This window comes from Streptomyces sp. NPDC042259 (assembly GCF_055582085.1).
The window spans coordinates 1-12,319 of the sequence record NZ_JBVJDW010000013.1 but is presented as its reverse complement, the minus strand read 5'-3'; the positions used below and the strand labels follow the sequence as shown (position 1 = coordinate 12,319).

General features: G+C 73.4%; 10 protein-coding genes. 7 read left to right on the top strand and 3 right to left on the bottom strand.

Going from position 1 to position 12,319, the window contains the following annotated elements; translation table 11 throughout:
- Positions 1 to 53: 53 nt before the first annotated feature.
- Complete coding sequence (gene radA / locus ACZ6MA_RS28400) at positions 54 to 1,469, bottom strand: DNA repair protein RadA (protein WP_184739292.1); 1,416 nt, start codon at positions 1,467 to 1,469, stop codon at positions 54 to 56.
- Positions 1,470 to 1,662: 193 nt separating this feature from the next.
- On the opposite strand from radA, the gene ACZ6MA_RS28395 reads away from it, so the two are divergent.
- The gene (locus tag ACZ6MA_RS28395) at positions 1,663 to 3,264 is read left to right on the top strand and encodes a BACON domain-containing protein (protein WP_469437098.1); all 1,602 of its coding nucleotides are present in this window, start codon (positions 1,663 to 1,665) and stop codon (positions 3,262 to 3,264) included.
- A 238-nt stretch (positions 3,265 to 3,502) separates the two neighbouring features.
- Here ACZ6MA_RS28395 and ACZ6MA_RS28390 read toward each other — a convergent pair whose 3' ends face one another.
- Positions 3,503 to 4,363 (bottom strand): DUF3109 family protein, encoded by an 861-nt coding sequence (locus ACZ6MA_RS28390; RefSeq protein ID WP_469437097.1) that lies wholly within the window; start codon positions 4,361 to 4,363, stop codon positions 3,503 to 3,505.
- A 45-nt stretch (positions 4,364 to 4,408) separates the two neighbouring features.
- Between ACZ6MA_RS28390 and ACZ6MA_RS28385 the strand changes: the two genes are divergently transcribed.
- From ACZ6MA_RS28385 to ilvD, 4 genes are all read left to right on the top strand, one after another.
- Positions 4,409 to 5,341 (top strand): Ppx/GppA family phosphatase, encoded by a 933-nt coding sequence (locus ACZ6MA_RS28385; RefSeq protein WP_469437095.1) that lies wholly within the window; start codon positions 4,409 to 4,411, stop codon positions 5,339 to 5,341.
- Between the two features lie 23 nt (positions 5,342 to 5,364).
- Complete coding sequence (locus tag ACZ6MA_RS28380) at positions 5,365 to 6,189, top strand: sugar phosphate isomerase/epimerase family protein (RefSeq protein ID WP_469437093.1); 825 nt, start codon at positions 5,365 to 5,367, stop codon at positions 6,187 to 6,189.
- Positions 6,186 to 6,809, top strand: a complete 624-nt coding sequence (locus ACZ6MA_RS28375) for a TetR/AcrR family transcriptional regulator (RefSeq protein ID WP_469437092.1) — start codon at positions 6,186 to 6,188, stop codon at positions 6,807 to 6,809. Before ACZ6MA_RS28380 ends, ACZ6MA_RS28375 begins: the two co-directional genes overlap by 4 nt.
- A gap of 155 nt (positions 6,810 to 6,964) precedes the next feature.
- Positions 6,965 to 8,815, top strand: coding sequence for a dihydroxy-acid dehydratase (ilvD, locus tag ACZ6MA_RS28370; RefSeq protein WP_469437090.1), 1,851 nt, complete (start codon positions 6,965 to 6,967; stop codon positions 8,813 to 8,815).
- A 78-nt stretch (positions 8,816 to 8,893) separates the two neighbouring features.
- Here ilvD and ACZ6MA_RS28365 read toward each other — a convergent pair whose 3' ends face one another.
- Positions 8,894 to 11,086, bottom strand: a complete 2,193-nt coding sequence (locus ACZ6MA_RS28365; protein ID WP_469437088.1) for a protein kinase domain-containing protein — start codon at positions 11,084 to 11,086, stop codon at positions 8,894 to 8,896.
- A 168-nt stretch (positions 11,087 to 11,254) separates the two neighbouring features.
- On the opposite strand from ACZ6MA_RS28365, the gene ACZ6MA_RS28360 reads away from it, so the two are divergent.
- Both ACZ6MA_RS28360 and ACZ6MA_RS28355 read left to right on the top strand, forming a co-directional pair.
- Positions 11,255 to 11,581: an SH3 domain-containing protein gene (locus ACZ6MA_RS28360; RefSeq protein WP_469437086.1), complete on the top strand. Its 327-nt coding sequence runs from the start codon at positions 11,255 to 11,257 to the stop codon at positions 11,579 to 11,581.
- A 58-nt stretch (positions 11,582 to 11,639) separates the two neighbouring features.
- Positions 11,640 to 12,140: a hypothetical protein gene (locus ACZ6MA_RS28355; RefSeq protein ID WP_469437084.1), complete on the top strand. Its 501-nt coding sequence runs from the start codon at positions 11,640 to 11,642 to the stop codon at positions 12,138 to 12,140.
- The last annotated feature ends 179 nt before the right edge of the window (positions 12,141 to 12,319 follow it).

The window sequence follows — 12,319 nt, the reverse complement described above, 5'->3', positions numbered from 1 at the left end:
GAGACCAGGGCAAAGTCTACTGGCGCCCAGCCTATTAGAGAGGGCTCCTCCGGTCAGGCGTCCGCATCGGCCTCCCGCCGGCTCTCCCGGCGTACCCGCTTGGGGAGCACCCGAAGCGCGTCGCCGATGTCCGCGACCTCCAGAACCTTCATCCCGGCCGGGATCTTCCCCGGGTCGGAGGGCACGAGGGCGTGGGTGAAACCGAGCCGGGCGGCTTCGGCCAGGCGGCGCTGTACGCCCGTGACGCGCCGGACCTCGCCCGCGAGCCCCACTTCGCCGATGGCCACCAGATTCTTCGGCAGCGGCGAGTCACTGGCGGCGCTGGCGAGGGCGAGCGCGATGGCCAGGTCGGCGGCGGGCTCGGAGAGCTTCACACCGCCGACGGTGGCGCTGTAGATGTCCCGCTTGCCCAGGGCACTGATCCGGCCGCGCTGTTCGAGGACGGCCAGCATCATCGACACCCGCGAGGTCTCCAGGCCGGAAGTGGTGCGGCGGGGCGAGGGGATCTGCGAATCGACCGTCAGCGCCTGCACCTCGGCCACCAGCGGGCGGCGGCCCTCCAGGGTGACTGTGAGACACGTACCGGGCACGGGCTCCGCACGCCGGGTCAGGAAGAGGCCACTGGGGTCGGCGAGGCCGGTGATGCCTTCGTCGTGCAGCTCGAAACAGCCGACCTCGTCGGTGGCGCCGTAGCGGTTCTTCACACCCCGCACCAGGCGCAGCCGGGCGTGCCGGTCGCCCTCGAAGCTCAGCACGACGTCGACCAGGTGCTCCAGCAGACGGGGGCCCGCGATGGCGCCGTCCTTGGTCACGTGGCCCACCAGCAGGGTGGCCATGCCGCGCTCCTTGGAGGCGCGGATCAGGGCGCCCGCCACCTCGCGCACCTGGGCCATCCCGCCCGGCGCCCCGTCGATCTCCGGGGAGGCGACGGTCTGCACCGAGTCCATGATCAGAAGGGAGGGCTTCACGGAGTCGAGATGGCCGAGGACGGCGGACAGATCGGTCTCGGCGGCGAGATAGAGATGGTCGGAGAGCGCGCCGATGCGGTCGGCGCGCATCCGCACCTGGCTCGCGGACTCCTCACCCGTCACATACAGCGTGCGGTGCTCGTCGGACGCGGCCTTCGCCGCCACGTCCAGCAGCAGCGTCGACTTGCCGACCCCGGGCTCGCCCGCGAGCAGCACCACCGCGCCGGGCACCAGCCCGCCGCCCAGTACACGGTCCAGCTCGTCCACGCCGGTGCTGCGCGCGGTGGCCTGCCGGCCGTCGACCTGGCCGATGGGCAGCGCGGCGGAGGTCACCCGGCCCGGTGCCGTCGTGCGGACGGCGGGCGCGCCGTACTCCTCGACCGTGCCCCACGCCTGGCACTCCGGGCAGCGGCCGAGCCACTTGGCAGTGGTCCAGCCGCACTCGGTGCAGCGGTAGGAGGGCCGGTCCTTGGCGGACGAGCGAGCGGTACGGGCAGCCATGGGGTCACCGTAGCGGTGCCCACTGACAGGGCCGTGAGAGCGGCCCTTGAGAGACGCCTGAGAGACGCCTCCGGAAAGGGGCCTCGCGGAACGTACAGTTCCTGTCCCCCTTCGAGGGAGATGGTCACCCGAACGGGTTAAACCTGTGCGAGCAGGACGAGGGAGGCCGCACCATCCGCCTACCGTCGCCGGGATGACAAGCAGCGGCCCCGAGCACCCTACGTACGCCACCGGCGCGTTTCACGCACACCGCCGTGCGCCGCGCGCGGTCGACGACACCCTCGTCCAGCGGCCGCCCGTGCGGTACGAGCCGTTCCTGGACGGGTTGTTCACCTACTGCCTGTCCGTGCTGTGCGAGCACGACTCCGCCACCTCCGTGCTCGGCGAGGCGCTCGCCCTCGCCGAGCGGCGCGCCGACCGGGCCCCCGCCGACGAGGAGATGCGCCGCCCCTGGATGTACGCCCTGGCCCGCTGGGCCTGTCTGCGCCGGCTCGCGGAGCGCGGCGCCAAGGTCGCCGACCCGGTCCCCACCGGGTCCCTGGCGGCCCATCGCCGCGCGGAGCTGTCCCTGCTGGCCTGGCCGGAGGCCGCCGGCACCACCCCTGAGCAGCGCGAGGCCCTGGAGCTGGCCGTCCGCCACGGCCTCACCCCCCACGAGGTCGGGATCGTGCTGCGGCTGGATCCCGACGCCACCCGGGCGCTGCTGTCCAGCGCCGCGTGCGAGGTGGAGCGGACCCGGACCGCGCTCGCCGTCGTGGAGTCCGGCCGCTGCCCGGTCGTCGCCCGGTTCGCGGGCGACACGGAAATGCTGCTGGGAGCCGCGCTGCGGCGCGAACTCGTGCGGCACGTCGACGACTGCGCCGACTGCCGGCGGACGGCCGAGCGGGCCAACGCGGGCGACCCCTGGCCGGGTACGTCGGCGTCCACCGCCGCGCTGCCCGTGCTCGAAGCACCGCGCGCCGCGGCGCACGCCGCCATGCTGTGCGCGCTGGCCGCCCGCCCGCAGCGCGCGGCGGCGGCGGGAGTGATGCCCCGGTTCGACCGCAAGGGGTTCCCGCTGGCGCCCAAGGACCGCACCGCGCGGCGCGGCCGGCTGCGCAGCAGAGCCGTGACGACGACCGTCGTCGCGACGGTCGTGGCCGCGCCGGTGCTGGCCCTGTGGGCCGCCTACCGAGGAGCACCGGCCCTCGGGGAGGGCCAGGACACGGCCTCGGTCTCCGCCCGGGAGACCGAGGGGCTCGGCCAGTACCCGTACGAGGAGACCGGCCGGTCCCACAACTCCACCGACGCGCGCTCGGCCGTGCGCCACCGGGCCTCCGACGTCTCGGTCGCCGTGCTCGGCCCGGACGGCAGACCCGTGCCGGTGGTGGCCGACGCCAGTGCCTCGCCCACGCCGGGCGACAGCACGCGGCCGCTGCCGGCCCCGTCCGGACCCGGCCCGGGGCCCGGCCGGCTGACGGTCGAGGCGCAGCCCAGCGGGGGCACCACGCTGATCACCCTGACCGCGAGCGGCGGGGGGCCGGTGCGCTGGTCGGTGACGGCCGACGCGCCGTGGCTGCGGCTGAACCGGGTGGGCGGGGTGCTCACCCCGGGGCAGTCGGTCACCGTCACGGTCTACGTGGACCCGGACCGCGAGCCGGTGGGCCACTGGACGGCGCGGGTGGCCGTCGCGCCGGGCGGTTCCGTGGTGACGATCGAGGGCCGCGGCGCCGCCCCCGAGCCGACCCCCACCCCGACCCGGCCCCCCGCGAGCCCGACCGGCACGCCCCCGGCGCCCACCCCCAGCACCGGCTGACCTGCGGTCGCCTGCCCAAGCCGCCCCTCGGGCCGCCGCGCGGGCGCCCCCGCGAAGGCCCCGGCTCCGCCGTGCGCAGGCCGCCGCCGCGTGAGCTACCCGGCCACGGGCCGGGCGCCGCTGTGCGCAGTCACCGGGGGAGTGCCTCGCGAAGCGACCGGCCGGCTGTCCGCGAGTCGTCGTACGGGCTGCCGCGCGAGCCGTCCCGGCACGGGTACCGGCTCACCCGGCGGGGGCGTCAGCGACGATTCGGCAGCTTCGCCGTCATTCCGCCGTCCGCCGGGTGCGGAGCCATCGGCAGCAGCGAGGACAGCCGTTCCTCGCACAGCTCCACCAGCCGCGCGTACCCCTTCTTGCCCATCAGCTCCGTCAGCTCCGGCGCGTAGCTCACGTAGACCGGGTCTCCCGCGCCGTGCGCGGACGTCGCCGACGTGCACCACCAGTGCAGGTCGTGGCCGCCCGGGCCCCAGCCCCGGCGGTCGTACTCGCCGATCGTGACCTGGAGCACCTGCGTGTCGTCCGGCCGGTCGAGCCAGTCGTAGGTGCGCCGGATCGGCAGCTGCCAGCACACGTCCGGCTTGGTCTCCAGCGGCTCGCGGCCCTCCCTCAGCGCGAGGATGTGCAGCGAGCATCCCGCGCCGCCCGCGAAGCCGGGCCGGTTCTGGAAGATGCACGAGCCGTTCCAGCGCCGGGTCTGCCGCTCGCCGTCGTCCTCGTCGAGCTGGGTCCAGCCGCTGTCGGTGCCCACGTCGTGGAACTGCCAGATGTCCGGCGTCAGCCGCGCCACATGGCCGGCGACCCGCTTCTCGTCGTCCTCGTCGGAGAAGTGCGCGCCCAGCGAGCAGCAGCCGTCGTCGGCGCGGCCCGCCTGGATGCCCTGGCAGCCGCTGCCGAAGACGCAGCTCCAACGAGAGGTGAGCCAGGTCAGGTCGCACCGGAAGAGCTGCTCGTCGTCGGCCGGGTCGGGGAATTCGACCCAGGCACGGGCGAAATCAAGCCCCACCTCGTCGGAGATCTCGGCCTTCACATCGATGACCTTGGTCTTCTTGGAGGCTTTGTCCTGCGCTTTGTCCTGCTTCGCCTTCTTCGTCTTTGCCACCCCTCAAGCCTAAGCGCCCCCGGAGCGGGCAGTAGCGTTCACGCCATGAGACTCGGTGTCCTCGATGTGGGTTCGAATACGGTCCACCTGCTGGTGGTGGACGCGCATCCGGGCGCCCGTCCCCTGCCCGCCCACTCGCACAAGACCGAGTTGCGGCTCGCCGAACTCCTCGACGGCGACGGCGCGATCAGCGACACCGGCATAGACCGGCTGATCGCCGTCGTCCAGGACGCCCTTCAGGCCGCCGAGGACAAGGGTGTCGAGGAGGTCCTGCCGTTCGCCACCTCCGCGGTCCGCGAGGCGGCCAACGCCGACGCCGTCCTCGCACGTGTGGAGAAAGAGACCGGCATCACGCTGCCCGTCATGACCGGCGACGAGGAGGCCCGGCTGACCTTCCTCGCCGCCCGCCGCTGGTTCGGCTGGTCGGCGGGCAAGCTCCTCGTCCTCGACATCGGTGGCGGCTCCCTGGAGATCGCGCTGGGCCTGGACGAGGAGCCCGACGCGGCCGTCTCGCTGCCGCTGGGCGCCGGCCGGCTCACGGCCGGCCGGCTTCCGGGCGACCCGCCGGACGCCGGCGACGTCCGCGCGCTGCGCCGCCACGTACGGGCCGAGATCGCCCGTATCGTCGGCGACTTCGCCCGCCGCGGCACCCCCGACCGTGTCGTCGCCACCTCCAAGACCTTCAAACAGCTCGCCCGCATCGCCGGCGCCGCCCGCTCCACCGAGGGCCTTTACGTCACCCGCACGCTGAGCCGCCGCGCTCTGGAGCAGTGGGTGCCCAAGCTCGCCGCCATGACCGTGCGGCAGCGCGCCGCGCTGCCCGGCGTGTCGGAGGGCCGGGCGTCCCAGCTGGTGGCGGGCGCGCTGGTCGCCGAGGCCGCGATGGACCTGTTCGCGGTGGAGGAGCTGGTGGTCTGCCCGTGGGCGTTGCGCGAGGGAGTGATCCTCCGGCGGCTGGACCACCTGCCCGTCGCGTGAGAGGCGGTCGTACGCTGTTCCCCGTGACAGAGCCAGTGGTGCGCATCCCGGATGCGAAGGTCGCGCTGTCCACGGCCTCGGTCTATCCCGAGTCGACGGCGACGGCCTTCGAGATCGCCGCCCGCGTCGGGTACGACGGTGTCGAGGTCATGGTCTGGACCGACCCGGTCAGCCAGGACATCGAGGCGCTGCGCCGCCTCTCCGACTACCACCAGGTCCCGATCCTGGCCGTCCACGCGCCCTGTCTGCTGATCACCCAGCGCGTCTGGTCGACGGATCCGTGGGTCAAGCTCCAGCGCGCCCGGGCGGCGGCCGAGAAGCTGGGCGCCACCACCGTGGTCGTCCACCCGCCGTTTCGCTGGCAGCGCTCGTACGCGCGTGACTTCGTGCGCGGGATCTGGCGGATGGCCGACGAGACCGACGTCCGCTTCGCCGTCGAGAACATGTACCCCTGGCGCTACCGTGACCGCGAGATGCTCGCCTACGCGCCCGACTGGGACGTCACCAAGGACGACTACCGGCACTTCACCGTCGACCTCTCGCACACGGCGACCGCCCGCACGGACGCCCTCCACATGGTCGACCGGATGGGCGACCGGCTCGCCCACGTCCATCTCGCCGACGGCAACGGCTCCGCCAAGGACGAGCACCTGGTGCCCGGCCGCGGCAAACAGCCCTGCGCCGAGCTGCTGGAGCGGCTCGCGGGCAGCGGCTTCGACGGGCACGTGGTGATCGAGGTCAACACCCGTCGCGCGATGTCCAGCGCGGAGCGCGAGGCCGACCTCGCCGAGGCCCTGGCCTTCACCCGCCTGCACCTCGCCTCCCCGACCCGCGTGCCCCGACCGTGAGCGACGCGCGGGAGGGCACCCCCAGGAAGCGCGGCAGGCCCGCCCGGACGGACGCGGGCGACGGTCCCGGCGCCCGCGAGCGGATCCTCACTGCGGCCCGCGCCGAGTTCGCCGAGCACGGCTACGACAAGGCGTCCATCCGCGGCATCGCCAAGGGCGCGGGCGTCGACCCGGCACTCGTCCACCACTACTTCGGCCCGAAGGAGAAGATCTTCGCGGCCGCCGTCGAGGTGGCCGCCGCGCCCGCCGTCCGGTCCCAGGACCTCGTCGCGGACGGCGGCCTCGACACGCTGGGGGAGCGGCTCTCGGCCCACATGCTCGGCATCTGGGAGGACCCGGTCACCCGGGAGCCGCTGCTCGCCATCGTCCGGTCCGCGGTCGCCAACGAGACCGCCGCCGCCGTCTTCCGCGACCTCGTCACCGAGCGGCTGATGACCCACGTCGCGGACGCCCTCGACGTCCCGGACGCGCGGCTGCGCTCGGAACTCGCCGCGGCCCAGCTGGTGGGCGTCGCCCTGCTGCGCCACGTGATGAAGGTCGAACCCCTGGCGTCGGCGCCCATCGACCAGATCGTCGCCATGGTGGCCCCGGCGGTCCAGCGCCACCTGACCGACGACTGAGGGCCCTCCAGGGGGCGGACGCGGGACCACCGTCTGAGCTACGCGTCTCAAATCGCGGAATCCTGTCCGGATCTTGGATCGCGGGCGTAGGCTCGGAAGACGCCGACCCGGCGCCGGTCCACCGCGCGCCGACGCACTTCGAGGAGTGGAGCAGGATGCCCGAGCTGAGGTCCCGCACCGTCACCCACGGCCGCAACATGGCGGGTGCCCGAGCCCTCATGCGGGCGTCGGGCGTAGCGAGCGAGGACATCGGCAAGCCGATCATCGCGGTCGCCAACTCCTTCACCGAGTTCGTCCCCGGCCACACCCACCTCGCCCCGGTCGGCCGGATCGTCTCCGAAGCGATCCTGGCGGCGGGCGCGGTGCCCCGCGAGTTCAACACGATCGCGGTCGACGACGGCATCGCCATGGGCCACGCCGGCATGCTCTACAGCCTGCCCTCCCGCGATCTGATCGCCGACTCCGTCGAGTACATGGTCGAGGCGCACTGCGCCGACGCCCTGATCTGCATCTCCAACTGCGACAAGATCACGCCGGGCATGCTGATGGCGGCCCTGCGCCTCAACATTCCCGTCGTCTTCGTCTCCGGTGGCCCGATGGAGGCCGGCCAGGCCACCCTCGTCGACGGCACGGTCCGCAAGCTGGACCTGATCAACGCCATCGTGGACGCGGTCGACGAGAACGTCTCCGACGAGGACGTCCTGCGCATCGAGGAGAACGCCTGCCCGACCTGCGGCTCCTGTTCCGGCATGTTCACGGCCAACTCCATGAACTGTCTGACCGAGGCCATCGGCCTCTCCCTCCCGGGCAACGGCTCCGTCCTCGCCACCCACACCGCCCGCAAGGCGCTGTACGAGAACGCCGCCCGCACGGTCGTCGAGATCACCAAGCGCTACTACGAGCAGGACGACGACTCGGTCCTGCCGCGCAACATCGCCACCCGTGCCGCCTTCGACAACGCCATGGCCCTCGACATCGCCATGGGCGGCTCGACCAACACGATCCTGCACCTGCTCGCCGCTGCCCAGGAGGCAGGGCTCGACTACGACCTCAAGGACATCGACGCGGTCTCCCGCCGGGTGCCCTGCCTCGCCAAGGTCGCGCCCAACGTCGCCCCCGGCGGCACGTACTACATGGAGGACGTGCACCGCGCCGGCGGCATCCCCGCCATCCTCGGCGAGCTCTACCGCGCCGGTCTGCTCGACGAGGACGTCCACACCGTCCACTCGCGCGGCATCAAGGACTGGCTGGAGACCTGGGACGTGCGCGGCGGCTCCCCGTCGCCCGAGGCCGTCGAGCTGTGGCACGCCGCGCCCGGCTGCGTCCGCTCCGCGACCGCCTTCTCACAGTCCGAGCGCTGGGACTCCCTCGACACCGACGCGGCCGGCGGCTGTATCCGCGACGCGGCGCACGCCTACTCCAAGGACGGCGGGCTGGCCGTCCTCAAGGGCAACCTGGCCGTCGACGGCTGTGTCGTGAAGACGGCCGGCGTCGACGAGTCGATCTGGACGTTCGAGGGCCCGGCCGTCGTCTGCGAGTCACAGGAAGACGCCGTCGACAAGATCCTCCGCAAGGAGATCAAGGAGGGCGACGTCGTCGTCATCCGCTACGAGGGCCCCAAGGGCGGCCCCGGCATGCAGGAAATGCTCTACCCCACCTCCTTCCTCAAGGGCCGTGGTCTCGGCAAGTCCTGCGCCCTGATCACCGACGGCCGCTTCTCCGGCGGCACCTCGGGCCTGTCCATCGGCCACGCCTCACCCGAGGCGGCCTCCGGCGGCACGATCGCCCTGGTCGCGGACGGTGACCGGATCCGGATCGACATCCCGGCCCGCTCGATCGAACTCCTCGTCGACGACGAGGAGCTGGCGGCCCGCCGCGAGGCGCTCGGCGGCACGTACGCCCCGAAGAACCGCGAACGCCAGGTCTCGGCGGCGCTGCGGGCCTACGCGGCCATGGCGACCAGCGCGGACAAGGGCGCCGTCCGGGACGTCTCCCGACTGGGCTAGGCCGTGCCGACCGCCGCCGCGGACGCTAGATACGGCTCGCGGCTCGCAGTCGCCGGGAGCGCGGAGCGCCGCGTCCGGCTACCGCCAGCGGGACGGTGACCCGGCGTCCACCGCGAACACCGTCCCGTCCGGCGCCGCGCCGAACACCTTCCCGTCCGCCGCGACCGGCGCCGGCAGCAGCTCCAGATAACCCCGCCCGGCCCTGGCCAGGCGGGGTGACGTCTGCCCGAGCAGCGTGCCGTGGGCGGTGTCCACGGCCAGCAGCCGCCCGTCGGCCGCCGAGAAGTACAGCCGGTCGTCGTCCGCGACGAGCGCCGACGCGTTGGCGACGGAGGTGTCCAGCCGCCAGAGCCGAGCCGAGGGTTTCGATCCCGCGGCGGTGCTGAAGGCGGTGAGCCCGCCGTCCGAGGACAGCACATAGACCGCACGGCCGTGCACGACGACGCTCGTGGCGGCCACCGGCGCCCCGAGCGGCACCCGGTACGCGCGACCGGCGGCCGGGTCATAACTGACGACGGCGGAAACCCGGGTGTCCGCGTCGGCGGCGCTGAGGTGGAGGACACCGCCCGGACCGGCCCCTACGGCGGACAGATTGCCGTCGGCCGTCCACTGCCACAGCGTCGTGCCGCGCACCGGGTCGAGCGCGACGACGTGCGTACGGCGCCCGTCGGGCGACGGGGCGACGGCATAAGCGGGCCCGGCCCCGTACGAGGAAAAGACGGGCTTGGCGTGACCGGGCAGCCGGTGGTGCCACCGCTCCTTGTTCGTGGCCCCGTCGACGGCGGTGACCGACCCGTCCGCCGCGACCAGCAGCACCGTGTCGCCCGCGTGGTAGACCCGCCCCCGGAACGCCGACACGTCCCGCGACCAGCGCGGCTCACCCGACCCCGGATCGAGCGCCGACAGCCGCCGGCCGTCCGGCGCCAGCACGTGCACCAGACCGCCGGAGACGACGGGCGCGCTCGGCGCGCCGTCACCGGGCCGTCCCGACCCGCCCGCCACCGGCCGCCGCCAGGCCACCGCACCGTCACCGGCCCGGATCCGGGCCGCCGACACCCCGCGCGCGGAGCAGTACAGGGCCGACTTCCCGTACGTACAGAACCCGGCCCGCACCTCACCGTCCCCCGCCGCGTCCTCCCGTACGGACGTCTCCCACGGCTGCCACGCGGCACCCATCGGCGTGGGCCGGGCCCCGGACGGCCGGTGCAACCCGTCCACCTCGCGCAGTGCCCAGTAACCACCGGCGCCGGCCACGGCCACGACCGCCAGGGAGGCAGCGGCGATCCACCGGTTCCGCCGCCGGAGCCGGGCCCGCCGGGGAAGCGGCGCCGCGGCCGGCCCGGCCGACGGCTCCACAAGATCGGTGGCCGGGGCCGGAACGGGGGTGCCGGCCCGCTGCCCGGGGACCGGGGGCGCGACCGAGGCGGGGGCAGCGGGAGCGGAAGGGGGTGGGTGCGGCAACCGGGCCATGATCGCGTCGGGCGTCGGCCGGTCCCCGGGCTCCTTCGCCAGGCACGCCAGGATCAGCGGCACGAGATCCTCCGGCACCCCGGCCAGCTCCGGCTCGTTGTGCACCACCTGGTACGCGACGATGTACGGGCTCTCCGACTCGAACGGCCCCCGCCCCGTCGCCGCGTGGACCAGCAGCGAGGCCAGCGCGAAGACATCCGCCGCGGGCCCGACCTCACGCGGCCGCTGGAACTGCTCGGGCGCCATGAACGGCGGGGTGCCGATCAGCTTTCCCGTCTCGGTGCGCAATTCACTGTCGTACGGCCGGGAGATACCGAAGTCGATGACCTTCGGCCCGTCCTCGGCGAGCAGCACATTGCTCGGCTTCAAATCGCGGTGCACGACGCCCGCGCGATGGATGTCGCGCAGCGCCTCCGCGAGCCCCGCCGCCAGCCGCCGTACCTCGTCCGGGCTCAGCGGACCGTTCCGCTTCACCCGCTCGGCAAGAGTGGGCCCGGGAATGTAGAGGGTGGCCATCCAAGGCCGCTCGTCATCGGGATCCGCGTCCACGACCGACGCGGTGAACGCCCCGCTCACCCTCCGGGCGGCCGCGACCTCCTGCCGGAACCGCGCCCTGAACTCCGGATCCACCGCGTACTCGGCGTGCACCACCTTGACCGCGAGGGGCAGCCCCGACGCGGAGCGCGCCAGGTGCACCACTCCCATGCCGCCGGAGCCGAGACGCCCTTCCAACCGGTACCGGCCGGCATACTCCGGCTCCTCCGCTTCCGGGCCCGTCCCGGACGTGCGCAGCGGCGGCATTCCCCCCACCCCCGTTGTATTTCGGCCGCGTCAGGCGGCGTGGCGGAGCCTAGTCGATGGCACCTCACAGACCCGGAAGGCTTGCCGAGCGGAGTTGCTAGCCTGCACATGACATACGGGCGGGGCAGTTTTCCGACGCCTTTCGACGCTTGCACGGGGGAGGGCCGGATGGCCACCGAAGAGTTGAACGAGACCAGCGGCAGCGAGGAGAGCGCGACGCTCTCGGTCCAGGCGGCCGGCGCCGTGGCCTACTACCCGATCGCCCCCGGCTACCAGGTCAACGTCCGCCGTGGCCCCAGCTCGGACAGCCAGCTCATCAAGGTCCTCCCGCAGGGCTCCAGCGTGCCGATCCGCTGCCAGACCCGCGGCGAGAGGGTCTCCGGCCCGTGCGGCACCACGGACATCTGGGACAGCATCGCGCCGGGGCAGTACGTGTCGGACGCCTATGTGAAGACGGGCAGCAGCGACTTCGTTGCCGTCCGCTGCTCGGGCTGACCCACCGGCCCGCACATTCCCTCCGGGGCGCTTCCCGGGCGGCGGCGATAATCGATGTATGAGCGATGAGCACGAGGCAGCGGGTCCGCGGCCGGAGCCGATCCGGTTCTTCGGTACGACCTGGGTCGACCACGACGGCGGCTACGCACTGCGCAGGGCGGGGGTCGCCGTGGGCGCGCTCGCCGCGGCGGCGGCCGGCGCGTTCGTCCTCCGCCTCGGCTACGAGGGTCTGGCCGTCGCCGAGGTCGGCAACCTCGTCAACATGCTGGTCGTCGTGGCCTTCGCCATCTGCAGCGCCCTTGCCTTCCGCCGGACCTGGGAGGGCTTCCAGCGCCGCCCGGACCCGGCGGCCGACCCGGCGGCCGAGAAGTCGATGCGCAGCATCCTGATGATCGGCTTCATCGGGTCGCTGCTCGCGTACTTCTTCCGCGCCCTGCGCGAGGCCCCGGGCGAGCGGCTCCACCGGGAGGAGTACGAGGAGGCGCGCACCCGTTACGAGCGTCGCCGCACCACCCGCGCGGGCAACCCGGCGGCCCGTAAGAAGAAGCGCAAGAACTAGGCCCACCCGGGGCGGAGCACCCCCCGGCCTCGTGTAGAGTTCTTCGAGTTGCCACGGCGTCCGCGAGGACGGCGAGGCGGCACTTCACGCCTGACTGGCGGCAATCTCTACTGCACGGCCCTTGAACGGGATCGATTTCGGCATGCCGGAATTCGGGACCGGGTTCCGATTAGGAACCG

What these genes read in the sequence shown, in the direction of transcription:
- ACZ6MA_RS28355 (WP_469437084.1), top strand. Translation starts at nt 11,640, where the DNA reads ATGAGCGATGAGCACGAGGCAGCGGGTCCGCGGCCGGAGCCGATCCGG.
- ACZ6MA_RS28365 (WP_469437088.1), bottom strand. Translation starts at nt 11,086, where the DNA reads ATGCCGCCGCTGCGCACGTCCGGGACGGGCCCGGAAGCGGAGGAGCCG.
- ACZ6MA_RS28385 (WP_469437095.1), top strand. Translation starts at nt 4,409, where the DNA reads ATGAGACTCGGTGTCCTCGATGTGGGTTCGAATACGGTCCACCTGCTG.
- radA (WP_184739292.1), bottom strand. Translation starts at nt 1,469, where the DNA reads ATGGCTGCCCGTACCGCTCGCTCGTCCGCCAAGGACCGGCCCTCCTAC.
- ACZ6MA_RS28395 (WP_469437098.1), top strand. Translation starts at nt 1,663, where the DNA reads ATGACAAGCAGCGGCCCCGAGCACCCTACGTACGCCACCGGCGCGTTT.
- ilvD (WP_469437090.1), top strand. Translation starts at nt 6,965, where the DNA reads ATGCCCGAGCTGAGGTCCCGCACCGTCACCCACGGCCGCAACATGGCG.
- ACZ6MA_RS28360 (WP_469437086.1), top strand. Translation starts at nt 11,255, where the DNA reads ATGGCCACCGAAGAGTTGAACGAGACCAGCGGCAGCGAGGAGAGCGCG.